The following is a 25,418-nucleotide window of genomic DNA, read 5'->3' as shown; positions in this document are numbered from 1 at the left end:
TTAAAATGAGCATGTGCTTTTGTCTTACTCTCGAATTTGACCGTCACCGTAAATGATGTATTTACTAGACGTCAAATGTTCTAATCCCATTGGTCCACGAGCGTGCAATTTTTGTGTAGAGATGCCAATTTCAGCACCAAAGCCGAATTTAACCCCATCGGTAAAGCGAGTAGAGGCATTAATATATACGGCTGCCGCATCAACTTCTTTTAAAAATCTTTGACCATTTTGATAACTATCAGTCACAATTGATTCAGAATGCTTTGAACTATAGCGGTTGACGTGCTCAATCGCTTCATCTAAAGAAGCAACCACTTTAATTGCTAAAATATAATCTAAAAATTCAGTTTTCCAGTCCTCTTCGACCGCTAGGCCTGCTTTTTTTAAATAGGTTAAGGCTTTGGAATCAGCCCGCAGAGCGACAGGATAAGAAGCCAAGGACTCTTCGAGCAATGGAAGAAACTCAGGGGCAATGTCTTCATGGACCAGCAAAGTTTCGATGGCATTACATACCGACGGACGTTGAGCTTTTGCATTGATAACGATGTCGTTAGCCATGTCTAATTGAGCAGCCTGATCAACGTAAACGTGATTGTTGCCAGTACCTGTTTCGATTACTGGCACAGTCGCATTCATTTTGACTTGTTGAATCAATCCTGCTCCTCCGCGAGGAATCAAAACATCCAAATAGTCATTTAAGCGCATCATTTCGTTTGCTGTATCGCGAGAAGTATCATTGACGAATTGGATCATCGCAGTGTTTAGCTGATTGTTTCGCAAAGTTTGCTGCATCAGCTCCACTAGCATCTGATTCGAATAGAAGGCTTCTTTTCCGCCGCGTAAGATTACTGCATTTCCTGATTTAAAGCATAGACTGGCAGCATCGGTGGTTACGTTCGGGCGTGATTCAAAAATAATGCCAACCACTCCCAAAGGAACTCGTTGCTGACCAATCATTAACTGGTCCTCTGTGCGCCACATTTTTTCAACTACACCGATTGGATCAGGCAAAGCAGCTACTTGCCGAATCCCGTCGGCCATTTCTTGAATTCGTATATCGGTTAAACGTAACCGATCAATCAATGGATCTGTAACCCCGTTTTTTCTAGCTTGTTTCAAATCCTGCTGATTTGCCGTTAAAATCGATTGGGTATTGTTTTCTAGATCCGCAGCCATTTGCATCAGACATCTATTTTTTTGAGCTGTTTCTAGCTGACTCAGCTGTCGAGCAGCTTCCTTACTTTGTTTTCCTAAAACGTTCATTAAGTTATTCATGGCTACCCTCCTTGAATAATGTTCCGACTTCTGCACCTGCTAAGATATCAAAAATTATTCTGGGTGGTTTTCCATTTGCTAAGACCATAGCACTTTTAGCATCTAACACTCTTTGAGCAGCTTTTAGTTTGCTGACCATTCCACCAGTACCAAACCGACTGCCTTCACCGCCTGCTTGATCCATTAGATTTTGATTGATGGTTGAAATGGTTGAGTAAAGGATTGCCTGTTTATTTTTAGATGGATTATCGGAATAAAAACCATCAATATCACTTAACATGATTAATAAATCAGCAGCCATCAATTGTGCAACGATGGCTGACAGCTCATCATTGTCACCGAACTTTCTCGTATGATCCATTTCATCAACAGCCACAGTGTCATTTTCATTTATGATAGGAAGGATTCCCATTGAGATAAGCTGTTCTAACGTGTTGATAACATTTTTTCGGCTTTCTGGGAAATCTACTACATCTCGTGTTAATAAGACTTGAGCAGTTTGCTGATTATATCCCAAAAAACGCTGATTGTAGATATGCATCAGCTCAGATTGACCGACAGCGGCAACTGCTTGCTGCTCCGGAATTTTCTGTGGCCGCTCTGGAATATGAAGCTTGTCCATTCCAACGCCAATCGCGCCAGAAGAGACTAATATTATTTCTTTGCCTTGATTACGAAGGTCAGTCAATACAAATGCTAATTGATCAATTCCAGAAAAATTGATCTTACCGTTTGGATGGATCAAAGAGCTCGTCCCGATCTTCACCACGATCCGATTGACGGATCTCAAAAAATTTCTCATGTATACACCTCTTCACTTAGCCACCAGCGAGGAAGATATTGTTTTGCATTTTAGCATATTCTAATCAATATTTCATCAATTATTTAAAATTAGTTGAAAATTTTTTTGATAATTACCCATATTAGCGACAGCTCAGCTTTCTTCATCCTTTCAATAAAACTAAAGTATTGGATACTCCTCGGAAAATTAATAAGAATGGCATAAAATTTCGTAACCAGATTTGAAGTTTCTTAAAACTGCTTTTCTTTTGAAGTATCTTTTAGTAAAATGTATAAGAATGTGTCAGGAAAGGAGCGGTGAAAATGGTATCCACTGGAATCGTAGTATTGATCGCAGTAATCGCTGCACTATTAGGTGCTGTTGGCGGTTTCTTCTTAGCTCGTAAATATATGCAAGACTATTTCAAAAAGAATCCTCCAATCAACGAGGATATGTTACGTCAAATGATGATGTCGATGGGGCAAAAGCCTTCAGAAAAAAAAGTTCGTCAAATGATGCAGCAAATGAAAAACCAACAATAATTTTTGAAAGGACAATCGTCGCAGGATGGTTGCCCTTCTTTTTTGATAAGAATGACAGCAAGAGTTATTTGCAGATTTACTTTAAAATTAGTAATCGAACGTATTCAAAAATACCAGTTAGAATAAGAAAGGTTACATTTAGTAAGCAGATTTGTCGACAGAATAACTTCTTGGATGTAAAGTTAAGCCGAATGGGGGAATGACTGAATGTATGATGTAATTATTATTGGTGCGGGTCCTGCAGGGATGACCGCAGCTTTATACGCTTCACGCTCAAATTTAAACGTTCTTTTGATTGAACGTGGTGCACCCGGCGGACAAATGAACAATACCGCCGAAGTCGAGAATTATCCAGGTTTTGAATCAATTATGGGACCAGAACTTGCAATGAAAATGTATGATGGTGTTACAAAATTTGGTACTGAAAATGCCTATGGAATCGTTCAGGATATTCAAGATCATGGTGATTATAAAGAGGTTATTACTGAAGAGGAAAGCTATAAAGCTAAAACTATCATCATAGCGACAGGCTGTGTCCATCGTAAACTAGGTGTGCCGGGGGAAGAATCATTTGCCGGACGAGGAGTATCTTATTGTGCTGTTTGTGATGGTGCGTTTTTCCGAAACAAACGTTTGATCGTTGTTGGCGGTGGTGACTCAGCGGTTGAAGAAGCAATCTATTTAACTCGTTTTGCTTCTGAAGTTGTCATCGTTCATCGTCGTGACGAATTACGAGCACAAAAAATTATTCAAGATCGTGCGTTCGCAAATGAAAAAATTTCATTCATCTGGGATAGCGTTGTGGACGAAATCGTCGGCAACGACATGGCAGTAACAGGCGCACAAATCCGCAATGTTAAAACTGGTGATAGTCATTTGGAGCCAGCAGACGGAGCGTTCATTTATGTTGGCCTAGAACCATTAACTGAACCATTTAAAAATAGTGGTATTACTAATGCTGTCGGTTGGATTGAAACCGATCATGAAATGAAAACTAAAATTCCTGGTGTATTTGCTATTGGTGATGCACGTGAAAAGGATCTGCGTCAAATCACAACAGCTGTCGGTGAAGGTGGAATTGCAGGTCAGCAAGTGTATAAATATATTGAAGCGCAAAATTAGTTTTGGAAAGGAAGGCAGAATCGTGTCTTCCTTTTTTCCTATTTTGCAATCCAAACAAAGGGTATTCGTTCATTTGAAAAAGAATCTCAAAAATTTTTTTAAGTAGGATTAAGATACAAGTTTTCTTTGCTGAATATAACAGTAATGGTATACTTAAATGGTAAGAAAATTTTGAAAGAGGTGTGTTTCATGTCTTGGGAACAAGTTTATGAACAATGGATTGATTCAGATAAATTAGATGAAAAAATGCGCAATGAATTACAAGATCTAGGTAAAGACCCGGAGTTGAAAAAAGATGCGTTTTATAAACAATTAGAATTTGGAACCGCAGGTATGCGCGGCGTTTTAGGTCCTGGTGTCAACCGAATGAATATTTTCACTATTCGTCAAGCAACAGAAGGTTTGGCTCGTTTTATGGACACACAGGGTCCTGAGACCAAGCGTCGTGGAGTAGCGATCGCATATGATTCACGCCACATGTCACCAGAATTTGCAATGGAGGCGGCCAAGACTTTGGCAAAACATGATATTCCTTCATTTGTATTTGAAAGTTTGCGCCCAACCCCAGAATTATCTTTTGCTGTTCGTTTTGAGAATGCTTTTACTGGAATTATGATCACAGCATCCCACAATCCAGCGGAGTATAATGGGTACAAAGTCTATGGAGAAGATGGTGGACAAATGCCGCCGGAGGATGCAGACGCATTAACGAAATTTGTTCGTGATGTGGAGAATCCTTTGGAAGTTGAAGTGCTCTCTGATGAAGAGGCAAAACATAGCGACTTGATCAATATCATTGGTGATGAGGTCGATTCAGAATATTTGAAAGAAATCAAAACAGTAACAATCAATCAAGAACTGATTAATGAAATGAGTGAAGAGCTCAAACTAGTATACACACCTTTACATGGTACCGGTAAAATGATAGGCGAAAAAGCTCTAAAACAAGCGGGCTTCGAAAAGTTCATTTTAGTTCCTGAGCAGGCGATTGCCGATCCAGATTTTTCAACTGTGAAATCACCGAATCCAGAAGAGCACTCTGCTTTTGAATACGCAATCAAATTGGGTGAACAACAAGATGCAGATTTGTTAATTGCAACGGATCCTGATGCCGATCGTCTTGGCGCAGCCGTTCGTTTGCCAGATGGTCGCTACCAAGTACTAACAGGGAACCAAATCGGTGCGATCATGATCCGCTACATTTTAGAAGCCCATAAACAAGCCGGTACCTTGCCAGACAATGCGGTGGTTCTTAAATCGATCGTATCAAGTGAACTAGCAACAACAATTGCGAACTCTTATAATGTGAAAATGGTAGATGTACTAACTGGCTTCAAATTTATTGCTGAGAAAATCCAACAATATGAGGATGACAACTCACAAACCTTCATGTTCGGTTTTGAAGAAAGCTATGGCTACTTGATTAAATCATTCGTTCGGGATAAAGATGCGATTCAAGCATTGGTACTGCTGGCGGAAGTGGCTGCTTATTATAAGAAGCAAGGCAAAACATTGTATGATGGATTGCAGGAAATCTTTGAAGAATACGGCTACTATGCTGAAAAGACGATTTCAGTTACTTTAAGCGGTGCTGAAGGCGCAGAACAAATCAAAACGATCATGGGGAATTTACGTAATGAAGCACCAAAATCATTCGCTAATGTAGCAGTTACCTTGACTGAAGACTTCAAAACGTCAAAAGTGGTTGACGCTGAAGGAAATGAGACAGCGATTGATATGCCAGCTTCAGATGTATTGAAATACACGTTAGCAGATGAGACTTGGTTAGCCGTCCGACCATCTGGTACAGAACCAAAAATTAAATTCTATATTGGTGTAAAAGGTGATTCTCATGATGCTGCCGCAGAAAAAATTGCGATGTATGAAGAAGCAATCCGTAAAATCACTGAGTAGAGTAAATGAGGGCTATAAATGAAGGAACACGAAGAATTTCAAGCGGTCAGTCAATTTTTTAAAATTTTGAGTGATCCGACACGTTTAAAAATTTTGATGTTTCTAAAAGAGGGAGAACGGAATGTTTCGTCAATCAGCGAAACGTTGGCGATGGAGCAATCAGCTGTTTCTCATCAATTAAAATTATTACGTGATAATCGCTTAGTTAAAGCGCGTCGTGACGGGAAGGCAATGCTTTACAGCCTGGACGATCAACATGTCTTGGATGTTTTGGAGCAAACCTTTCGCCATGTCCTACATCAATAAAAGGGAGCTTTTCCAAAATTTTTGGAAAAGCTCTTTTTTTTTGCAGAAATTTTGTTATACTGATAGCTAACTATTAGAATACGATGAAATTACTTTTAATACGAATGTAATTTAGTGGAGGCGGATTATGGAAAAAGCAGTCAAGGTGGGTCTATTAGGTTTAGGTGTAGTAGGTACCGGTGTTTTAGAAATTTTGGCAGATCATCAAGAAAAAATTGAGAAAAGCATTGGCGGTCCCTTGGTTGTAACAAAAGCCTTGATTCGACCACAGGAAGATAAACGTGCTTTAGCTGAAAAATATGATTTGGAATTAGTCACAGAGTTGGATGCTATCTTAAAGGATCCTGAGATCGCAATTATCGTAGAAGTAATGGGCCGCATTGAACCGGCGAAAACCTTTATTAAAGAGGCGTTGATGGCAGGGAAAAATGTAGTAACTGCGAATAAGGATCTACTGGCGCAGCATGGCAGCGAATTAGTGGATTTGGCGCGTGAGCAGCAGCGCAATCTGTATTATGAGGCTAGTGTTGCCGGCGGTATTCCGATATTACGGACCATCGCCAATAGCTTAGCTGCAGACGATATCACTGAGGTCTTGGGAATCGTCAACGGTACAACAAATTACATGCTGACTAAAATGGTTCAGGAGCATCGCACTTATGACGAAACATTGAAAGAGGCTCAAGAGCTTGGTTTTGCAGAAAGCGATCCAACGAATGATGTAGATGGTATTGATGCTGCGTATAAGATGGTCATTTTAAGTAAGTTTGCTTTTGGCATGTCTATTACGATGGATCAAGTAAAAATAAAAGGAATTCGCGGTTTGGCAGCAAAAGATGTTTCGATTGCTGACCAGCTTGGCTATACAGTAAAACTAATTGGTTCAACAATTAAAAAGAATGATACGATTTCGGTAGAAGTTGGACCAGTCTTAGTTCCTCATGAGCATCCGCTTGCTTCGATCCACAATGAAATGAATGCTGTTTTTGTTAAAAGTTCAGGTATTGGTGAATCAATGTATTACGGACCAGGTGCAGGAGCACGACCAACTGCAACAAGTATTGTGGCAGATATGATGACAATTGTTAACAAAATGAAAAAGAATACAGTCGGCCATCGTTTTACTGGTTACACACAACCAACAAAGATTACATCGCCGAGCGAAAATATTAGTAAGTACTTCTTGTCTCTGGAAATGCCAGATCAGTCTGGTCAATTTTTGAAACTTGCTGAAATTATGACTGAGACAGAGGTTGGCTTTGAACAAGTCGTGCAGGAAAAAGGCGATGGTGAAACTGCGCGTGTCGTATTGATTACACACGAGACATCGGAAACAAAGATGGCGGCAATCCAACAAGAAATTAAAGAAAAAACTAGTTACAAATTACTGTCATTGATGAAAGTTATGGGGGAATAAGCATGTACGAAGGTTTATTAAAACAATATAAAGAGTATCTGCCAATTACAGACAAGACGCCTCAGATCGCTTTGGCGGAAGGAAACACACCGTTGATTCCTTTGAAAAATCTATCTAAGGAATTAGGGATTACGCTTTATGGTAAATATGAAGGCTTGAATCCAACCGGTTCCTTCAAGGATCGCGGTATGGTGATGGCTGTTGCAAAAGCAGTAGAAGACGGTGCTAAGGCAATTATCTGTGCTTCAACTGGTAATACAAGCGCTGCAGCTGCAGCTTATGCAACACGAGCAGGGATCAAGGCATACGTTGTTATTCCCGATGGAAAAATTGCGATGGGCAAGCTAGCTCAAGCAATCGCCTATGGTGCGGATATCATTTCAATTCCTGGGAACTTTGACGAAGCATTAAAAGCTGTACGAGACATTGCTGAGACGGAAGCAGTGGCTCTAGTGAACTCAGTAAATCCTTATCGTTTGGAAGGACAAAAAACAGCTGCTTTTGAGATTTGTGAACAATTAGAAAAAGCACCGGATGTATTGGCGATACCTGTTGGAAATGCAGGGAATATTTCCGCTTACTGGAAAGGCTTCAAAGAATGGCATGAGAAAAAAGGAACTGATTTACCACGAATGCACGGCTTCGAAGCAGAAGGGGCAGCAGCAATCGTAAAAGGAGAAGTCATCGAAGCTCCAGAAACAGTGGCAACGGCAATTCGGATCGGTAATCCTGCGAGTTGGACATTGGCCGAAGCGGCACGCGATGAATCGAATGGTTTTATTGATTCAGTAACAGATGCAGAAATTTTAAATGCCTATCGCAAAGTTGCTGCACAAGAGGGTGTCTTTGTTGAACCTGGTTCAGCGGCTTCTCTAGCAGGAGTGATTCAACATGTAGAAAATGGTCGGATCAAACCTGGCGAAACGGTGGTTACGGTCTTCACTGGGAATGGATTAAAAGATCCTGATACAGCTATCAATGAAACAGATATTAAAATCAATAAGATGAGTGATTTGGAGGATATGCGCCGACACTTACGTGAAGGAGTGGCATCTCTATGAAAATCCGTGTCCCAGCAACCAGCGCCAATTTAGGTCCCGGTTTTGATTCTTGCGGGATTGCATTATCACAGTATCTAACTATTGATATTGGACCTGAAACAGCAAGTTGGCAGATTAAGCACCAATTAGGCAGCGACATTCCTTCAGATGAAAAAAATCTGTTGATCCAAACAGCCCTAGACTTAGCTCCTGATTTAACACCGCACAGAATTACGATGACCTCAGATATTCCTATTGCACGTGGGCTGGGAAGCAGTTCTTCGGTTGTTGTTGCAGGAATTGAGTTAGCTAATCGTTTGGGAAATCTAGGAATGACACCTCAGCAAAAAGTGAATTATGCAACAAAAATTGAAGGACACCCTGATAATGTTGCACCAGCGATTTGTGGTGATTTTGTAGTAGCAAGCTATAACAACGACGAAGTGAACTTTGTAAAGCACACGTTTCCTGATTGTGACGTGATTGCCTTCATTCCAAATCATGAGCTATTGACATCAGAAAGTCGTGCTGTTTTACCGAAAGAAATGTCATATCGTGATGCGGTTAAGGCTAGCTCAATTGGAAATGTGATGATCGCGGCCGTTCTAAATGGCAATTTACCATTAGCTGGGAAAATGATGGAACGAGATATCTTGCATGAGAGTCACCGTCAGCATCTTGTACCTCACTTGAAAAAAATTCGTGAGTTCTGCAAAGCCGATGGCGGTTATGGTAGTTTTTTAAGTGGTGCAGGGCCTACTGTTTTGGTTCTAACACCGCCTGAGAATACAGAAAAACTAGTATCATCCTTAAAATCATTTGATCATGAAGCGATGATTGATGTGCTTTCAGTGGAAAAAGAAGGCGTACAAATATTTTAATTGCGTAGAAGAGAAGAGTACAACGAATCGGACTTGACAGAGAGCTTCGGTAACTGAGAAGGAGCAGCAGCGATTCATTGGAAGATGGTCTTGGAGCAATACGGGAATGCCCGTTACAGCAGTTCGTAGCAATACGACAAAAGATCAGTCTTGTGAGAGACTGATGAACTAAGGTGGTACCACGGAACTCCCGTCCTTTCAAATATGAAAAGACGGGAGTTTTTTTGTCAGTTCTGCAGCTAGTTTCAAGATTGACAAAATATGATACTGCTCAAACATCGGCGTAACAAAAATCATGTTTATTTTAAGCTGTATTTGTTGACTATACTAATTCGAACTAGGAGGAAGAAAGATGGAATTTGAAACAAAATGTTTACATGCTGGTTATCAACCGGAAAATGGAGGGCCTCGAGTGTTGCCAATCGTTCAGAGTACGACCTACGCGTATGACTCTACCGATGAGATTGGAAAATTATTCGATTTGGAAGCGGCAGGTTACTTTTATACTCGTTTGGCAAATCCAACAACTGGTGCTGTAGAAGAAAAAATTGCGGCATTAGAGGGGGGCGTTGGAGCGCTATGCACATCTTCAGGTCAAGCGGCAACGTTCTATGCTGTGCTTAATATTTTAGAAGCGGGAGACCATTTGATTTCATCCAGCTATATTTATGGCGGAACGTATAATCTGTTTGCTCATACCTTTAGAAAAATGGGGATCGAAGTGACATTTATCGATCAAGATGCTTCAAAAGAAGATATAGTGAAAGCGGCAAAACCAAATACTAAAGCAATCTTTGGTGAAACAATTGCAAATCCTGCGGTAAAAGTTTTGGATCAGGAGAAATTTGCGACTATAGCTAAAGAATTAGACATTCCATTCATCATCGACAACACCTTTGCAACACCATACTTCTGTCGTCCAATTGAATTTGGAGCAGACATTGTTATTCACAGCACTACAAAGTATTTGGATGGACATGCCGTTCAAACAGGAGGTGTGATCGTTGACGGCGGAACATTCGACTGGAACAATGGGAAGTTCCCACAGCTTTCCGAGCCAGATGAAACGTATCATGGCATCGTTTATACTGAGAAATTCGGCCAAGCTGCTTATATTACCAAAGCCCGTGTTCAATTGATGCGTGATTTAGGTGCAACGCCTTCGCCACAAAATTCGTTCTTGCTTAACTTGGGAATGGAAACATTGCCTGTTCGGATGGACCGTCACTATCAAAATGCGATGACTGTAGCGGAATTTCTAACGGATCAAAAAGCGATTGAGAATGTCTATTATCCTGGTTTGGAAAAGGACGAAAATTATGAATTGGCACAAAAATATGTACCGAATGGCTTGTGCGGAGTAATTTCTGTTGAATTTGCTGATGGAAAAGAGACTGCGGCGAAATGGCTGGATGCTTTAAAACTTGTTTCATTGGAGGTCCACGTAGCGGATATCCGCACATGTGCATTGCATCCTGCAACTTCTACCCACCGTCAACTAACAGATGAAGAATTGCAACAAGCGGGAATCTCCCCGGGCCTTGTTCGTTTATCCTGTGGGATAGAAAATGTGAGTGATATTCTTGCTGATCTGCAGCAGGCCTTTGATGAATTGGAGGGATAACTTATGCCGATTCGCTTAGAGCCCGATTTTCCAGCGAAATCGGTGTTGGAATCTGAGGATATTTTTGCGATTGATAATTCGCGGGCGGAACAGCAGGATATTCGACCGTTAAAGCTATTGATCCTAAATTTAATGCCGAACAAGATCGATACAGAGATTCATTTATTGCGTTTGATCAGTCAAAGTCCATTGCAGATCGATGTGGATTTTTTGAAGGTTGCCAGTCATGAACATAAGAACACGAGCAAAACACACTTAGATAAATTCTATTTAGAATTTTCACAAGTTAAAGACACTTGTTATGATGGGTTGATCATCACTGGTGCGCCAGTGGAGCAGTTGGCTTTTGAAGAAGTCGATTATTGGGCAGAGTTAGTGGAGATTATGGATTGGAGTCAACTATCAGTAACTTCAGTTGTGCATATCTGCTGGGGGGCACAGGCGGGCTTGTACCATCATTTTGGTATTGATAAAGTTCCATTCAAAGAAAAATTATTTGGGATATATAAGCAAGAAATCGAGCATCATTTTCGTTTGTTCAGAGGATTTGATGATCGCTTTTGGATGCCTCAATCACGATATACTGGAATTAACGAAGAGCAGGTCCGCCAGAAAAAAATTAAAGTGATCGCAAAAGATGAGGAAGAGAGGTCGGCTATTTTAATTTCTGAAGATGAACACGATGTCTTTTTGTTGGGGCATTTCGAGTATGCGACCAATACATTAGAAAAAGAATATCTGCGTGATCATGATCGTGGGATCACCACAGCTAAACCAGAGAATTATTACGAGGATGGAAAAATCCATAATTATTGGCGTGCACAAGCTCATTTGTTTTATCATAATTGGTTGAACGATGTTTACCAAATTACTCCCTATCGGTTAGAAAAAATTCGTGAATTACAAAAGGAAAGAAAGCTGAGATCATATTGATCTCAGCTTTCTTCTTCCATAAAGTAATAACTGTGGTCTTCCAGATCCAGAGCACTCATAATCATAGCTGCAGTCTCTTCAATGGATAATGTTGCAACATTGATGATCTCACAACCCAATTTATGATAAAGTTCGTTGGCAAATTTCAGTTCTGCTTGAATTTTCTCACGGTCTGAATAAGCCGTTTCAGGATTCAAACCATAAGCCCGCATACGTTCTTTGCGGATGCCGATCAATACTTCTGGATCGTTGGTCAAGCCAACAATTTTTTTCGGATCAATCTCGAATAATTGCTTCGGAATGTGCGCTTGCGGAATCAAGGGCAAGTTGGCAACTTTTAAGTTTTTATTGGCCAAATATAAACTTAGAGGTGTTTTTGACGTACGAGATACCCCAAGTAACACGACATCGGCTTCTAAAAAGCCGCGAGGATCCTTTCCGTCGTCGTATTTCACTGCGAATTCCATTGCTTTGATTCGTTTGAAATAATTTTCGTTCAGATGATGTAATGCGCCTCTTTCGCCTGTCGGTTCAAGGTGCGCGCGTCGACCAATTTCACTAACGACGGGGTTTAACAAATCCATTGTAAACAAGTCTTCGTTATCACAAAAATCTTTAGCGATTTTAGATAATGTTGGATCGATCAGTGTATAGATGATCATTCCGTTTTCGGCCTTGGCATCATTCAAAGCCTTCATCAATAATTCTTCTGTATGTACAAATGTACGACGGAAGAGACAAAATTCCACAGTAGGGTATTGTGCCATCGAGGCTTGTGCCAACTTAGAGGCGGTTTCTCCAGCAGAATCGGAGATGATGAAAATAGTGACTAACTCATTCTGTTTTTCGCTATCCATAAGAAAAACTCCCTTGCAATCAGTAATAATTTATTATACCATACTGTTTATTCGGAATCATTACACTTTGAAACGAGGGAGAACATGACACAGACGACCTTATTAGAAAAAGCCTTGGCGAAAGTAAAAGAAAATGGCTTTAAGTATACAAAAAAACGTGAAACGTTACTAGATTATTTGATCAAGTGCAATCGCTATGTTGCTGCTCGTGAAGTTTATGAGTATTTAAATGACCAATTTCCCGGACTGAGCTATGATACAGTGTATCGTAATTTAAGAGAATTCTGTGAAATTGGATTGATTGAAGATACTGAACTGCAAGGAGAAATGAAATTCCGCTTTAGCTGCAGTGAAAATTTTGAACACCATCATCATTTTATTTGTACTGTATGTGGAATGACGAAGGAAATTCATATGTGCCCGATGACCTTTTTTAAAGAACAATTAGATGGTTGTGAAATCGAAGGACATCGCTTTGAATTGTACGGTCGATGCGAGAAATGTCAAAAACTTCATGAATAAATTAAGAATTAAAATTCTTCAGTACCTTGACTCAAAATAGACCATTGGATATAATAACTTATGGACGGTCTTGTTGTTTGGAAGTACATTTCAATAACAAAAACGGTTACATTTCAAGCCCGGAGGGAGGGAATTTATATGTCAAAAACAGTGGTTCGTAAAAATGAATCTCTTGACGATGCTCTTCGTCGCTTCAAACGTTCCGTTTCAAAAGCAGGGACTCTACAAGAATCTCGCAAACGTGAATTTTATGAAAAGCCAAGTGTGAAACGTAAGAAAAAATCAGAAGCAGCTAGAAAACGTAAGAAATTCTAGTCTGTCAACGGAGTGATTTGATGTCACTACTTACTACCTTGAATGAAGACATGAAGCAAGCGATGCGAGCAAAAGATAAAGAGACTTTGCAAGTGATTCGGATGCTTAAAGCTTCGATTCAAAATGAGCAAATTAAAAAAGGTCAGGATTTAAATGACGAGGAAGAATTGACTGTGTTATCTCGTGAGATGAAACAGCGTCGTGATTCTCTAGCCGAGTTTGAAAAAGCTGATCGCACCGATTTGGCTGATAAAGTCAAAAAGGAAATCGTGGTTGTTGAAAAATATTTGCCGGCTCAGCTTTCTGAAGAGGAGATTCGTGCAATTGTTCAAGAAGCAATGACAACAACAGGAGCGACTTCACCAAAAGAATTTGGTAAAGTAATGGGCGCAGTGATGCCGAAGGTCAAAGGCAAAGCCGATGGCAATCAAGTCAATGCGATCGTTAAAGAGCTTCTAAACAATTAAGCAATAACGAAAGCCGAGAGAGTTTTCTCTCGGCTTTTTTTGAACCTTAAAGAAACTATAAAAAATCCATAAGTAAAAACATTGAATCCACAGCTTTAACGATGTCCGGCTTCACGAACGAGCTTTATCGACCATAAGCGAAAATGTTGTTAAATCTGAGAAACGCCAAGTAGGTAACAATCAATATCAGTTCCTAAAGGTCACTGCGTTTCTTGTCAACTTATCAAAATTTTAGTCTTATTGCTGCGAGACACAGCGATCGTACTTTGGAGCTGAGGTGGAACAATACCTATTTGGTGCCAAAAGCTGAGTGAGTTCGCGAAGCCTTTCTAATCATTCCATCTTTTCGTAGAATAGCAAGTACGAGATAAATATAGGTTGAAACGTTCTAAAGACTGAACAAGCTTGTTTAGTTGGATGATATCCGAATTGGTTTTTGATTTTCACTTTTCACTTTCTTCTATATTAGTAGGTTTATATTCGCACCTAGAATAAAACAAATTTTTGTTTCTAAAGATATGAACATTTTTTTCAGAAGCAAAAAATATACATATAATTATTAATTGAATGATCAGATATGGAGCATAAGTAAGCAACGATTCGCATTCTTTTTAAGGAAAGTTTAGACAATTTTTCTTTTATTTAGAGTGTGGTATTATAAGAAGGAATGATTTATGAAGGGATGAGCGCTTGTTGAATAGCAACGATTTTGAGTCGTTAGAAATAAAGCTTGATGGAAAAGATGACATCAGTATGCTTTTAGGTACCCATGATAAACATGTAAAATTTTTAGAAGACAATACAGAGACAACGATCAATACTCGTGGTGAAACGATCCAGATTATTGGTCCGAAAGAAGAAGCAAAGTTAGTAGGAGACATTATTCGAACACTGCAGATTTTAATTGATCGTGGAATCAAAGTGGCTACGCCTGACGTGATGACTGCATTGCGATTAGGACGTGAAAATCACTTAGATGAGTTTGTTATGATGTATGAAGAGGAATTATTAAAGGATCGCAATGGAAAACCGATTCGTCCCAAAAATATTGGTCAAAGTCGTTACATTGCAGCAATTCGGAAGTCAGATGTAGTGTTTGGCGTTGGACCGGCTGGGACAGGGAAGACCTATTTAGCGATCGTGATGGCAATAGCTGCGTTGAAAAAGGGTGAGGTACAACGTATTATTTTGACGCGTCCAGCTGTAGAAGCCGGTGAGAGCTTAGGTTTCTTGCCAGGAGACTTAAAAGAAAAGGTTGATCCTTATCTGCGTCCAATGTATGATGCCCTGCATCAGATTTTTGGTGTGGAGCATACCAATCGTTTATTAGAACGAGGAGTAATTGAAATTGCTCCCCTTGCATATATGCGCGGACGAACGCTGGATGATGCCTTTGTCATATTAGATGAAGCTCAGAATACCACGATTTCACAAATGAAGATGTTTTTGACACGACTTGGCTTCAACTCCAAGATGATCGTTAACGGGGATACTTCTCAGGTGGACCTTCCAAGAGGACAAGTCAGCGGACTGATCCACGCGGAAAGAACGCTGCAAGGAATCAAGAAGATTCGTTTCGTGAATTTTGAAGCTGGAGATGTAGTAAGGCATCCTGTTGTGGCAGAGATCATAGAGGCATATGAGCATGAGAACCTACGACATCAAGAAAAGTAGTCAGGAGGGAATTGGATGTTAAATCGACCCATCAATAACTTGCTGAAAAAGTTAGGTTCAAAATTTATACCGATCATTCTAGGTGTCTTTTCGATTGTTTTGGTTTTGACGATGCTTTCCAGTGTCATTCAAAAAAGTGTGGATTATAAAGAAGGTCAAGTTGCAACAGAAAGTATTCGTGCTAATAAAACGATTGAAAATAAGGCTGAAACAAATCAGAAGCGGCAGCTCGCTGCAGAAGCAGTTACGCCGGAATATACTTTTCAAGCTGATTTGGCGCAGACGCAGCATGATCGAATTAGTCAATTAATCACATTGATCCAAAAGTCGAATAGTGATTTAGATAAGAGTTATCAAACGAAGGTATCACAAGCCAAAGATGGAGAGAAGATTCCTCAGCCGACAGTTGATGAACGTGTCGCGGCAGTTAAAAAGAATTTTGAAGGCTTGGATCAAGACGCAGTGACATTTTACCAACAGCTGCCAGAGGATTTTTATCAAGCCGTTGTTCAATTAAACGCGACAGAATTGACGAAGGTCGGAACAGAAAGTTTGAAGCTGCTGGATGAACAAATGGCGAAGCGTATTCGTCAAAGTGATTTAGCGGAGTATAAGCAGCAAGCCGTTGATAAAATTCAGAACTTAGGTTTGTCGGATGAATCGACCCAGGCAATGCGCTATCTGCTGGAGAAGGGAATCGTCATCAATGATTCGTTAAACCAAAAGCGGACGGATGAACTGAAAGAACAAGCCAGTGACTCTGTTCAGCCGGTAATGATCTTTCAAGGTGAAGTGATTGTTCGTGAAGGCAGTCAAATTGACGCGAATGCGATCAATAAGTTAAAACTATTAGGATTAACCAGCTCAAGTACCTCGATCTTTCCTTTGATCGCGATGATTTTGGCTGCGATTTTGCAGGGCGTCTTGCTGTGGTTCTATAGTCGTCAGTTTGAAGTTGAGTTTCAGCGTGTACGATTCATTTTATTTTATAGTGCGACGATGACGATCGGTGTTTTCATCATGAAAATACTGCAATCTTTTCAAGGAGCGACCTCTAACAACCTGGCACTGTTCTTTCCAGCTGCTTTCATGCCGTTGATTTTGACTGTTTTCGTTAATCGACGGGCAGGAGCGTTGTCAGCTGTTTTCCAAACTGTTTTTGCTTTGTTCATTTATTACAAAGCAATTGGAACAAATATGCTGCCAGTTATTTTGATGACGTATCTTTTTTCTGGAACCTTGGCTGTTATGGTTAAGCAGAAGCGTTTGTCAGATCAGGTGAAACAAGCAATGCTGTGGATCGTAGCATTTCCGATTGCTTGGTCATTCATTTTAAGCATCTACCAAGGAATGTCTTTTACAGACTCACAAACATGGGGGCTATTGCTGAGCGCTTTTGCAGCGAGCATGCTTTCCTTTATTATGGGAATGGGACTTCAACCGTATATTGAGATTTTAGTAACAGACAGCGGTGTGATTACTTTAAATGAATTAAGTAATCCCAATCATCCGCTACTAAAGGAGTTATTAGAAAAAGCGCCAGGGACATATCATCATTCAATGATGGTGGCCAATTTGAGTGCCAATGCGGTAGCCGAAATCGGCGGTCGTTCACTTCTAACTCGAGTGGCTTGCTATTATCATGATATTGGTAAAATTCGTCATGCGAACTTCTTCGTAGAAAATCTGCCGACAGGAGCTGAGAACCCGCATAACTTTTTATTACCGGAGGATAGTAAGCAAATCATCTTTGGACATGTTATCGAAGGGGCGAAGATTCTTAAGGAATATAAGATGCCTCAGATGGTGATCGATATTTGTTATCAGCACCATGGGACGACGTTGATGCAATTTTTCTACCATAAGGCAAAGGATCGAAATCCTGAAACAACAGAGGCTGATTTTCGTTATCCTGGACCTAAGCCGCAGACACGCGAAGCTGGCGTTGTCAATATTGCAGACAGCTGTGAAGCAGCGGTTAGGGCAATGGATCATCCTTCAATTGATAAGATTACTGAATTTGTTCACACGTTGATCGAAGAACGAATCAATGATGGACAATTAGACGATTCTGGTTTGACGCTAAAAGAAATTCGAATCGTCGAAAAATCACTGATCAGCGGATTAAGCTCGACCTTCCATTCACGGATCAAATATCCTCGAATGCAATCAGAAGCGGAAAAGATGAAAGAAGAGCAAGAGAAAAAAGGGGAAGAGTAATGGATATTACTTTTATTGACGAAACAGAGCAAGTCTCTGAAAAGAAGATTCAAGAAATCGATGGCGTCCTGCAATTTGCAGCAGATTATTTAGAACTGCCAAAAGATACGGAGATGTCCGTTACTTTTATGGATAATGCAGCGATTCAGGTCATTAACCGTGATTATCGCGGCAAAGATGCGCCGACCGATGTAATCAGTTTTGCATTGGAAGAAGAAGGTGAAAATGAAGTTCCGATCATCATGGATGAAGAGGATCCGATGCCGCGGAATCTTGGGGACATCATGATTTCTACTGAACGTGCTCGCGAGCAAGCAGAAGAATATGGGCATAGCTTTGATCGTGAATTAGGGTTTTTAGCCGTACATGGTTTTTTACATATCAATGGGTACGACCACATGACTCCTGATGATGAGAAAGAGATGTTTGGTCTACAGAAAGAGATATTAGATGCCTATGGACTTAAAAGATAAAACAGAAAAAAATAAGCATTTTATTACGTCTTTAGAGTTTGCTATTCAAGGGATCCGGACGGTCTTTCAAGAGGAGCGCAATATGCGTGCGCACGTAGTCTTTGGACTGATGGCTATTTTAGTGGCATTTTTATTGGGTGTATCTGTACTAGAATGGCTATGGATTTTTCTAGCAGTTTTTCTAGTCTGGATCGTGGAAATCATCAATACCGTATTTGAAAATGTAGTGGATATGGTCACCGACTGTCATTTTCATCCGATCGGAAAAAAAATCAAGGATATGGCTGCTGGAGCAGTTTTAGTCACTTCAGTATTTGCCATTATCGTAGGTGTAATCATCTTCTTACCAAAAATTATTGAACTTTTTCTTTAGAAATGAGTACGTAAGGTTCAGAAAGGAACTTTTTCATGTCAGAACATAAATCAGGTTTTGTAGCGATTGTTGGCCGGCCAAATGTCGGAAAATCAACGCTGCTAAATCGTATCGTAGGACAAAAAATCGCCATCATGAGTGATAAAGCCCAAACGACCAGAAATAAAATTCAAGGAGTTTATACGACTCCAGAAGCCCAAATCGTTTTTATTGATACACCGGGGATCCACAAACCAAAGCATCGTTTAGGTGATTACATGGTGGAGATGGCCTATAGTGCATTAAGAGAAGTTGATGCGATTCTTTTTATGGTCAGCGCGGATCAAAAACGTGGACGCGGCGATGACTTTATTTTAGAACGTTTGAGCAAGCAAGAGGTTCCAGTCTACTTAGTGATCAATAAGATTGACACGATTCATCCAGACGAGTTGTTGGCAATTATCGATGACTACCGTACGATTATGGATTTCAAGGAAATTATTCCAATCTCAGCAACTGAAGGGAATAATGTTGAGCATTTATTAGAAGTTTTAGTTGAGCAAATGGATGAGGGCCCACAATATTTCCCCGAGGATCAAATCACAGACCATCCAGAATACTTTATCGTATCTGAATTGATTCGTGAAAAAGTTCTGAGTTTAACACGTGACGAGGTGCCGCATTCTGTAGCTGTTGTGACCGAATCAATGAAGCGTGATGAGAACGACAAGGTTCATATCCAGGCAACTATCATTGTCGAGCGCACCAGTCAAAAAGGAATCATTATCGGAAAAGGCGGCAAGATGTTGAAAAATATCGGAATTCAGGCCCGTAAAGATATTGAAACTCTTTTGGCCGACAAAGTCTATTTAGAGCTTTGGGTAAAGGTACAAAAGGACTGGCGTGATAAACAAACGTATTTACAAGATTACGGCTATCGGAAAGACGATTATTAATGAGGCGGGGCTTCACGATTCTTTCGTGGAGCTTTTCCTCATTGTTTGAAAGAATGAACGAGATTCAAATGAAATGATTTGCCCGCTGGTTATCAAAGGATCAGCGATGTATTAGTCGCAAAAGGAGGTGAATCTATGGCACAGATAGGCGAAACAAAGGGCATTATTCTATTCAGTCGCGATTATAAAGAAAAGGACAAGCTAATCAAGATATTTACTGAATCAGCTGGGAAGGTGATGTTTTTCGCCAAAGGCATCCATCGTGCCAATAATCCATTGCAAACAGCTGTACAACCGTTCACAGAAGCAGTGTTTATCGGAAATTTGAAAGCAGATGGCTTATCATTTCTGAACAGTGCGAAGGAGATTCATCCTATGCGCAAGCTGCAGGAAGATATCTTTTTGAATGCTTACGGTTCTTATATTCTAGGATTGACCGATGCGGCGATTGAAGACCATATATACGATCCGTCATTATATGGATTTACACGTGAGGCATTGCAGCGGATGAATGATGGAGCCGATGGTGAGACAATCATGAATATTTTTGAAGTACAGATTATGCAGCGGTTTGGTGTCTCGCTGAATTGGCAGGCTTGTGGAGTATGTGGCAAGAAAACGGGCGCCTTTGATTTTTCTTCAAAGTACAATGGGATTCTTTGCGAAGAACATTGGCATTTGGATCAGCATCGCTATCACGCTGATCCTCGGGCAATCTACTTTATTCGGATGTTCAACAGCATTACTTATGAAAATATCAATACGATCAACTTAAAGTCTGAAACCAAGAAAACGATCCGACGAACACTTGATCAGTTGTACGATGAGTACATTGGATTGCATTTAAAAAGTAAAAAATTCATTGATCAGATGAGTGAGTGGCAGGATGTTCTAAAACCGAAAGATGAAAAGTAATCTGCAAAACCTAATGGGTGCTGCAGATTTTTTTGTCATTATTAAAAGTATAGTGTGGACTGCTCATCCTTATATCCATTCAAACGACGGAGTTAAAACGGGCGTATGGACTTATACGGCTGTTTTTTTGATCTATCAACGTAAAAATGAAGAAAACGCGTCAAAGATACAAAAAATCAAGTCCAAAGAAATACCCATGAATCAATTTTTGCAAAAAAATGGTGGTTTCACAGATTTTCATTGCTAATTTATGATAAAGTGATTAATATGGTTAGAAAACACTAATATTTCGCTATTAAAAAATTGAGGAGTGATAAGTTTGGAAGAATTATGGGAAGTATTGAGACCGGAAGAACAAATCGAATTGAAGCTAAGAAGGTTATACACTCAGCATCATTTCCATCCTTATCATTTAAATAATTTTGAAGAATATGGCACCTATCAGCAAAACTATAATTTTTTGCGTAATTCTTCAATCATAACCTTTACTGGAAACGATGGTCGTACGATGGCGTTGAAACCGGATGTGACCCTATCGATTGCGAAAAACACACCGGCTGGTGAGGCTCGCAAGGTCTATTATGTGGAGGATGTCTATCGTCACGATCGTCAGGCAGGAGAATATCAAAAGATTTATCAAATTGGACTAGAGATTATTGATGAAATTAAGTGGGAAGATCAGCTGGAAGTCTTGAAGCTGGCTTGGGAAAGCCTGGCTCAGGTTGGCGAAGGCACGCTGGATCTTTCTCACATGGGAATTTTGAATGGTATTTGTGATCGATTCCCGGAAGAGGATCGACAACTGGTGCTGGACTGCTTGCGGGACAAAAGCTCTCACGGAATGGATGAGCTTACTGCAAAAGCGGGATTATCACAGGAAGAGTCGGAAAACTTAGCGAAATTGGTTCGGATGTCCGGTGATTTTGAGACAAAATATCAAAGAGCAAAGGTCTTGTTGGCTGACTATCCTAAAGCGCAAGCTGGTTTGGAAGAGTTGAAGCAGCTGTATAAGGAACTGCAAAAGGAAGGATTGTCGGACAAGATTCGACTGCGCTTAGACTTTTCTATCATTAACGATGCGGATTACTATAGTGGACTATTGTTTCAAGGCTTTATTAAAGAAGCGCGGGAAACAATCCTGTTTGGCGGACGCTATGATCGCTTGATGCACCGTCAAGGAAAGGAGCAAGGGGCGATCGGTTTTGGGATGAAGCTGAATCATGTAGGACAAAAGCGGCCTGATGATGCCCAAGCTTCTGAATATCTGAACATTGCGCTGCCGAAAGGTCGGATGGGTGACGCGGTTTACGAATTATTCACCAAAGCGGGTGTGGCGGCTGAAGGAGTATTCGAGGAGAATCGTAAATTGATCTTTTGTGATGAAGACAATAAGCTGCGCTTTTTCCTAGTAAAACCGAGCGATGTTGCGATTTATGTTGAGCACGGTGCTGCGGATATCGGCGTAGTTGGAAAAGATATTCTATTGGAAAGCAAAGCCGAAGTCATCGAATTTCTTGATCTGCATATGGGAGAATGTCGTTTGGCAGTCGCAGCACACAATGATTTTGAAGAGGATTTCTCTCGTCCATTGCGAGTATCGACAAAATATCCTCAGATTACTCGTGAGTTTTATGAGGGGTTAGGACGTTCAGTAGAATTAATCCATTTACATGGTTCGATCGAGTTGGCACCTTTGTTGGGCTTATCGGATGTGATCGTCGATATCGTCGAAACAGGAACGACATTGAAAGAAAATGATTTGAAGGTCATTCAAGAAATCGCGCCATCTTCTGCTCGTTTGATTATCAACAATGCAACATGGCGCTTTAAACAAGAACGAATCCAAAAGGTGATTGAGAAGGTGAGGGAGCAACTATGAGAGTCTATTCAACACAAAAAGACGACTTAGCGGATATTTTAACTCGAAAGTATTCTGAAACTGCGGATGTTTCCGCGGTCGTTACAACTATCATTGATCGTGTGAAAGCAGACGGGGATCAGGCACTTTATCAATTAGTCAAAGAGATTGATGATGTCACGCTCGATTCGTTGACAGTCACCAAAGAAGAGATCGCTGACGCTTTAAAGGCTACTTCACCAGACTTGATAAAGGTGATTGAACAGTCGAAGGCCAATATTTTAGCCTTTCATCAAAAACAAGTACGTCAGGGATTTGTTTCGACTGAGGAAAACGGCGTGGTCATGGGTCAGCGAATTCTACCCTTAGCGCGTGTAGGCGTTTATGTTCCCGGCGGTACAGCAGCGTATCCTAGTACCGTGCTGATGGATGTATTGCCGGCAAAAATCGCTGGGGTAAAAAAAATCGTTATGGTCACACCAACTGATAGTGAAGGAAAAGTTCCAGCGGCGATTTTAGCAACAGCTTCAATCGCTGGAGTGGATGAAATTTATAAGGTTGGCGGTGCTCACGGAGTAGCTGCACTTGCTTACGGTACAGAAACGATTCCGAAAGTCGATAAAATCGTCGGTCCGGGAAATATTTATGTGGCAACCGCTAAAAAGATGGTCTACGGCGTAGTGGATATTGATATGATCGCAGGGCCAAGCGATGTTCTGATTGTAGCAGATCACAGTGCAAATCCGCGTTGGATCACAGCCGATCTGTTAGCACAGGCAGAACATGATAAGCTGGCACAGGCGATCCTTGTAACAACGGAAGCTGCTTTGATTGAAAAGGTTCAAAAAGAAGTAGAGCAACAGTTAGCTGCGTTGCCGAGAAAAGAAATCGCAGCAGCAGCAATTGAAAATAACGGTAAAATCATTTTGGTTCAGAATTTAGGAGAAGCGATTTCGATTGCTAATGAAATCGCACCTGAGCATCTAGAATTATCTGTCTCTGAGCCTTTCGCATTATTAGGAAAAGTTGAAAATGCTGGTAGTGTCTTTTTGGGGCACCACACGCCAGAGGTTTTAGGCGATTATTTTGCCGGACCGAATCACACGTTGCCGACAGAGGGCACGGCTCGGTTCTATTCGCCATTATCCGTGGATGATTTCGTTAAAAAGAGCAGCTACCTTTATTACACCGAAGAAGCGATGAATGCGGTGGGAGAAGCGGTAGAACTGTTTGCAGAAACAGAAGACTTGATGGGCCATGCCCGCTCAATAAAAGTGCGAAGGGAGGAAAAAGAATGACCTTTTTAAATGAAAAGTTTCAAGAGCTGACTCCTTACACACCCGGTGAACAGGTGAATGAGGAAGCGTTTATCAAACTGAATACCAATGAAAGTCCTTATCCACCGGCTCAGGGCGTTCAAGAGGCAGTCGCAGAAGCCTCGCAAAAGCTGAATCGCTATTCAGATATCGCTGTGGAGGCTGTTGCTAAACCATTAGCCGAATATTTAGGTGTCCAACAGAACCAGCTTTTTCTTGGAAATGGCAGTGATGAAGTCCTCTCGTACATTTTTCAAGGTTTCACGGAAAAAGGGATTGCTTTTCCTGATGTGACCTATGGGTTTTATCAAGTTTATTGCGGGTTATATCAAGTGGATGCGACTGTTGTTCCATTGGAGGATGATTTTTCACTTGAATTAAGTAAATACGATGATTTGGATGGCACAGTGATATTTGCTAATCCCAATGCACCGACCGGGATTTATTTAACACAGGAAAAAATTTGTGACTTTTTAGAGCGTCATCCAGATCGGTTAGTGGTTGTGGATGAGGCATATATTGATTTCAGTGGGGAATCAATGGTTTCCGTAATCGACCAATATAAAAATCTATTCGTAGTAGGAACATTCTCTAAATCTCGTCAGTTAGCTGGCGCACGTTTAGGCTTTGGAGTGGGGAATGCTGACTTGATCGCGGATATGAATCGACTGCGCTTCAGCTTGAATCCTTACAATATTAACAGTATGACCCAAGCAGCGGGCAGTGCTGTTTTGCAGGAGCAAGATTATGTGGATCAGAAAGTTCGAGAAACGATCCAAGTACGTGAATGGAGTAAGAGAGAACTAGCTAAACTAGGCTTTGAGCAAACAGACAGCCAAGGAAATTTCTTGTTTGCAAAGCATCCGAAGCTATCCGGTGAAGAACTATTCACTGCATTAAGAGAAAAGAAAATTTTAGCCCGCTGGTTTAATCAACCGCGAACCAAGGAGCATTTACGAATCACTGTAGGTACGCAGGAGCAAATGGAACGATTGGTGGAGGCTCTAAAAATGATATTAGAAGAGGTGGAAGCATGAGAAAAGCGGAAGTAACGCGCAATACATCAGAAACAAAGATTCAACTGACATTGGCAGTTGATGGTACTGGGCAGCAAAAGATCAATACAGGTGTGGGATTTTTGGATCATATGCTGGAGCTTTTTGTTCGTCATGGGCGCTTTGATATCGATTTAGTTTGTGATGGCGATATCGAGGTAGATGCGCATCATACAACAGAAGATATCGCTATTGCGATTGGCCGCGCTTTTTCTGAGTGCTTAGGGGACCGTCGGGGAATCAAGCGTTATGGCAGTTTTTTGTTGCCGATGGACGAAGCGTTGGTTATGACTGCAATCGACATCAGCGGACGAGGGATGGCAGTCGTTGAGTTGGACATTCCTACTGAAAAAATCGGGTCACAGTTCGATACGGAATTAGTCGAAGAATTTTTTATTGCTTTTGCTCGGGAGTTAGGTGCAACGATCCATCTGCACCAAATCGCCGGTAAAAACAGTCATCATATCGTGGAGGCTTGTTTCAAAGGCTTTGGGCGTGCATTAGGTGAAGCGGTGGCAATCAATCAGTCGGCACCGAATGAGATTCCATCAACTAAAGGTACAATCAACTAAGCTCGTTCTGTTTTTCGTGATAAAAATAATT

General features: G+C 40.8%; 25 protein-coding genes. 22 read left to right on the top strand and 3 right to left on the bottom strand.

Annotated features, from left to right (window positions below; translation table 11 throughout):
* Positions 1-24: 24 nt before the first annotated feature.
* The gene (locus IGI67_RS07965) at positions 25-1,275 is read right to left on the bottom strand and encodes a glutamate-5-semialdehyde dehydrogenase (RefSeq protein WP_429957350.1); all 1,251 of its coding nucleotides are present in this window, start codon (positions 1,273-1,275) and stop codon (positions 25-27) included.
* Entirely contained in the window at positions 1,268-2,077 is an 810-nt protein-coding gene (gene proB / locus IGI67_RS07960; RefSeq protein ID WP_207109327.1) for a glutamate 5-kinase, read from the bottom strand. Before proB ends, IGI67_RS07965 begins: the two co-directional genes overlap by 8 nt.
* Before the next feature lie 302 nt (positions 2,078-2,379).
* On the opposite strand from proB, the gene IGI67_RS07955 reads away from it, so the two are divergent.
* The 9 genes from IGI67_RS07955 to IGI67_RS07915 all read left to right on the top strand — a co-directional run bounded on the left by IGI67_RS07955 (position 2,380) and on the right by IGI67_RS07915 (position 11,835).
* Complete coding sequence (locus IGI67_RS07955) at positions 2,380-2,598, top strand: YneF family protein (protein ID WP_010740033.1); 219 nt, start codon at positions 2,380-2,382, stop codon at positions 2,596-2,598.
* A gap of 207 nt (positions 2,599-2,805) precedes the next feature.
* On the top strand, positions 2,806-3,720 hold the full coding sequence (gene trxB / locus IGI67_RS07950; RefSeq protein ID WP_429957349.1) for a thioredoxin-disulfide reductase: 915 nt from the start codon (positions 2,806-2,808) through the stop codon (positions 3,718-3,720).
* Positions 3,721-3,909: 189 nt separating this feature from the next.
* Positions 3,910-5,634 carry a phospho-sugar mutase gene (locus tag IGI67_RS07945; protein ID WP_429957348.1) on the top strand — a complete coding sequence of 575 codons (1,725 nt, stop codon included), beginning with the start codon at positions 3,910-3,912 and terminating at the stop codon, positions 5,632-5,634.
* 18 nt (positions 5,635-5,652) lie between these two features.
* Positions 5,653-5,940, top strand: coding sequence for an ArsR/SmtB family transcription factor (locus IGI67_RS07940; protein WP_088931815.1), 288 nt, complete (start codon positions 5,653-5,655; stop codon positions 5,938-5,940).
* 127 nt (positions 5,941-6,067) lie between these two features.
* Positions 6,068-7,357, top strand: coding sequence for a homoserine dehydrogenase (locus IGI67_RS07935; RefSeq protein ID WP_429957347.1), 1,290 nt, complete (start codon positions 6,068-6,070; stop codon positions 7,355-7,357).
* A 2-nt stretch (positions 7,358-7,359) separates the two neighbouring features.
* Positions 7,360-8,418 (top strand): threonine synthase, encoded by a 1,059-nt coding sequence (gene thrC / locus IGI67_RS07930; RefSeq protein ID WP_207109323.1) that lies wholly within the window; start codon positions 7,360-7,362, stop codon positions 8,416-8,418.
* The gene (thrB, locus tag IGI67_RS07925; RefSeq protein WP_429957346.1) at positions 8,415-9,278 is read left to right on the top strand and encodes a homoserine kinase; all 864 of its coding nucleotides are present in this window, start codon (positions 8,415-8,417) and stop codon (positions 9,276-9,278) included. Before thrC ends, thrB begins: the two co-directional genes overlap by 4 nt.
* Before the next feature lie 352 nt (positions 9,279-9,630).
* Positions 9,631-10,902, top strand: a complete 1,272-nt coding sequence (locus tag IGI67_RS07920) for an O-acetylhomoserine aminocarboxypropyltransferase/cysteine synthase family protein (RefSeq protein ID WP_429957345.1) — start codon at positions 9,631-9,633, stop codon at positions 10,900-10,902.
* A 3-nt stretch (positions 10,903-10,905) separates the two neighbouring features.
* Positions 10,906-11,835: a homoserine O-succinyltransferase gene (locus IGI67_RS07915; RefSeq protein ID WP_429957344.1), complete on the top strand. Its 930-nt coding sequence runs from the start codon at positions 10,906-10,908 to the stop codon at positions 11,833-11,835.
* 2 nt (positions 11,836-11,837) lie between these two features.
* Here IGI67_RS07915 and IGI67_RS07910 read toward each other — a convergent pair whose 3' ends face one another.
* A complete protein-coding gene (locus IGI67_RS07910) occupies positions 11,838-12,692 on the bottom strand; it encodes a pyruvate, water dikinase regulatory protein (RefSeq protein WP_207109319.1) in 855 nt (284 codons plus the stop codon).
* Between the two features lie 84 nt (positions 12,693-12,776).
* Here IGI67_RS07910 and IGI67_RS07905 point away from each other — a divergent pair, with 84 nt between their 5' ends.
* The 13 genes from IGI67_RS07905 (at position 12,777) to hisB (ending at position 25,387) form a co-directional block, all read left to right on the top strand.
* Positions 12,777-13,214 carry a Fur family transcriptional regulator gene (locus tag IGI67_RS07905; protein ID WP_207109318.1) on the top strand — a complete coding sequence of 146 codons (438 nt, stop codon included), beginning with the start codon at positions 12,777-12,779 and terminating at the stop codon, positions 13,212-13,214.
* Between the two features lie 138 nt (positions 13,215-13,352).
* Positions 13,353-13,529, top strand: coding sequence for a 30S ribosomal protein S21 (rpsU, locus tag IGI67_RS07900; RefSeq protein WP_002356740.1), 177 nt, complete (start codon positions 13,353-13,355; stop codon positions 13,527-13,529).
* Positions 13,530-13,549: 20 nt separating this feature from the next.
* On the top strand, positions 13,550-13,996 hold the full coding sequence (locus IGI67_RS07895; protein ID WP_207109317.1) for a GatB/YqeY domain-containing protein: 447 nt from the start codon (positions 13,550-13,552) through the stop codon (positions 13,994-13,996).
* A 753-nt stretch (positions 13,997-14,749) separates the two neighbouring features.
* Complete coding sequence (locus IGI67_RS07890) at positions 14,750-15,670, top strand: PhoH family protein (protein WP_207109446.1); 921 nt, start codon at positions 14,750-14,752, stop codon at positions 15,668-15,670.
* 15 nt (positions 15,671-15,685) lie between these two features.
* Entirely contained in the window at positions 15,686-17,890 is a 2,205-nt protein-coding gene (locus IGI67_RS07885) for an HD family phosphohydrolase (protein ID WP_429957343.1), read from the top strand.
* Positions 17,890-18,363: an rRNA maturation RNase YbeY gene (gene ybeY / locus IGI67_RS07880; protein ID WP_429957342.1), complete on the top strand. Its 474-nt coding sequence runs from the start codon at positions 17,890-17,892 to the stop codon at positions 18,361-18,363. The genes IGI67_RS07885 and ybeY overlap by 1 nt, the downstream gene beginning before the upstream one ends.
* On the top strand, positions 18,341-18,736 hold the full coding sequence (locus tag IGI67_RS07875; protein WP_207109314.1) for a diacylglycerol kinase family protein: 396 nt from the start codon (positions 18,341-18,343) through the stop codon (positions 18,734-18,736). Before ybeY ends, IGI67_RS07875 begins: the two co-directional genes overlap by 23 nt.
* 35 nt (positions 18,737-18,771) lie before the next feature.
* Positions 18,772-19,671, top strand: coding sequence for a GTPase Era (era, locus tag IGI67_RS07870; RefSeq protein ID WP_207109313.1), 900 nt, complete (start codon positions 18,772-18,774; stop codon positions 19,669-19,671).
* 135 nt (positions 19,672-19,806) lie between these two features.
* Positions 19,807-20,586: a DNA repair protein RecO gene (recO, locus tag IGI67_RS07865; protein WP_429957341.1), complete on the top strand. Its 780-nt coding sequence runs from the start codon at positions 19,807-19,809 to the stop codon at positions 20,584-20,586.
* 319 nt (positions 20,587-20,905) lie between these two features.
* Complete coding sequence (gene hisG / locus IGI67_RS07860; RefSeq protein ID WP_429957340.1) at positions 20,906-22,465, top strand: ATP phosphoribosyltransferase; 1,560 nt, start codon at positions 20,906-20,908, stop codon at positions 22,463-22,465.
* The gene (hisD, locus tag IGI67_RS07855; protein WP_429957339.1) at positions 22,462-23,742 is read left to right on the top strand and encodes a histidinol dehydrogenase; all 1,281 of its coding nucleotides are present in this window, start codon (positions 22,462-22,464) and stop codon (positions 23,740-23,742) included. Before hisG ends, hisD begins: the two co-directional genes overlap by 4 nt.
* Positions 23,739-24,797 carry a histidinol-phosphate transaminase gene (gene hisC / locus IGI67_RS07850; RefSeq protein ID WP_429957338.1) on the top strand — a complete coding sequence of 353 codons (1,059 nt, stop codon included), beginning with the start codon at positions 23,739-23,741 and terminating at the stop codon, positions 24,795-24,797. Before hisD ends, hisC begins: the two co-directional genes overlap by 4 nt.
* Positions 24,794-25,387, top strand: a complete 594-nt coding sequence (hisB, locus tag IGI67_RS07845) for an imidazoleglycerol-phosphate dehydratase HisB (protein ID WP_207109308.1) — start codon at positions 24,794-24,796, stop codon at positions 25,385-25,387. The genes hisC and hisB overlap by 4 nt, the downstream gene beginning before the upstream one ends.
* Positions 25,388-25,418 lie beyond the last annotated feature (31 nt).

This window comes from Enterococcus sp. AZ196 (genome assembly GCF_050498845.1).
Lineage (GTDB): Bacteria > Bacillota > Bacilli > Lactobacillales > Enterococcaceae > Enterococcus_A > Enterococcus_A murrayae.
Note: the sequence above shows the minus strand (reverse complement) of the source record. Positions and strands in the feature narration are given on the sequence as shown.

Bases quoted from the DNA above. Each gene is read 5' to 3' on its own strand.
- IGI67_RS07895 (WP_207109317.1), top strand. From the start codon at position 13,550: ATGTCACTACTTACTACCTTGAATGAAGACATGAAGCAAGCGATGCGA.
- trxB (WP_429957349.1), top strand. From the start codon at position 2,806: ATGTATGATGTAATTATTATTGGTGCGGGTCCTGCAGGGATGACCGCA.
- IGI67_RS07885 (WP_429957343.1), top strand. From the start codon at position 15,686: ATGTTAAATCGACCCATCAATAACTTGCTGAAAAAGTTAGGTTCAAAA.
- IGI67_RS07915 (WP_429957344.1), top strand. From the start codon at position 10,906: ATGCCGATTCGCTTAGAGCCCGATTTTCCAGCGAAATCGGTGTTGGAA.
- IGI67_RS07910 (WP_207109319.1), bottom strand. From the start codon at position 12,692: ATGGATAGCGAAAAACAGAATGAGTTAGTCACTATTTTCATCATCTCC.
- thrC (WP_207109323.1), top strand. From the start codon at position 7,360: ATGTACGAAGGTTTATTAAAACAATATAAAGAGTATCTGCCAATTACA.
- rpsU (WP_002356740.1), top strand. From the start codon at position 13,353: ATGTCAAAAACAGTGGTTCGTAAAAATGAATCTCTTGACGATGCTCTT.
- IGI67_RS07945 (WP_429957348.1), top strand. From the start codon at position 3,910: ATGTCTTGGGAACAAGTTTATGAACAATGGATTGATTCAGATAAATTA.
- recO (WP_429957341.1), top strand. From the start codon at position 19,807: ATGGCACAGATAGGCGAAACAAAGGGCATTATTCTATTCAGTCGCGAT.
- IGI67_RS07875 (WP_207109314.1), top strand. From the start codon at position 18,341: ATGCCTATGGACTTAAAAGATAAAACAGAAAAAAATAAGCATTTTATT.
- ybeY (WP_429957342.1), top strand. From the start codon at position 17,890: ATGGATATTACTTTTATTGACGAAACAGAGCAAGTCTCTGAAAAGAAG.
- IGI67_RS07940 (WP_088931815.1), top strand. From the start codon at position 5,653: ATGAAGGAACACGAAGAATTTCAAGCGGTCAGTCAATTTTTTAAAATT.
- hisB (WP_207109308.1), top strand. From the start codon at position 24,794: ATGAGAAAAGCGGAAGTAACGCGCAATACATCAGAAACAAAGATTCAA.
- IGI67_RS07890 (WP_207109446.1), top strand. From the start codon at position 14,750: ATGCTTTTAGGTACCCATGATAAACATGTAAAATTTTTAGAAGACAAT.
- hisD (WP_429957339.1), top strand. From the start codon at position 22,462: ATGAGAGTCTATTCAACACAAAAAGACGACTTAGCGGATATTTTAACT.
- IGI67_RS07965 (WP_429957350.1), bottom strand. From the start codon at position 1,275: ATGAATAACTTAATGAACGTTTTAGGAAAACAAAGTAAGGAAGCTGCT.
- hisC (WP_429957338.1), top strand. From the start codon at position 23,739: ATGACCTTTTTAAATGAAAAGTTTCAAGAGCTGACTCCTTACACACCC.
- era (WP_207109313.1), top strand. From the start codon at position 18,772: ATGTCAGAACATAAATCAGGTTTTGTAGCGATTGTTGGCCGGCCAAAT.
- IGI67_RS07935 (WP_429957347.1), top strand. From the start codon at position 6,068: ATGGAAAAAGCAGTCAAGGTGGGTCTATTAGGTTTAGGTGTAGTAGGT.
- proB (WP_207109327.1), bottom strand. From the start codon at position 2,077: ATGAGAAATTTTTTGAGATCCGTCAATCGGATCGTGGTGAAGATCGGG.
- IGI67_RS07920 (WP_429957345.1), top strand. From the start codon at position 9,631: ATGGAATTTGAAACAAAATGTTTACATGCTGGTTATCAACCGGAAAAT.
- IGI67_RS07955 (WP_010740033.1), top strand. From the start codon at position 2,380: ATGGTATCCACTGGAATCGTAGTATTGATCGCAGTAATCGCTGCACTA.
- thrB (WP_429957346.1), top strand. From the start codon at position 8,415: ATGAAAATCCGTGTCCCAGCAACCAGCGCCAATTTAGGTCCCGGTTTT.
- IGI67_RS07905 (WP_207109318.1), top strand. From the start codon at position 12,777: ATGACACAGACGACCTTATTAGAAAAAGCCTTGGCGAAAGTAAAAGAA.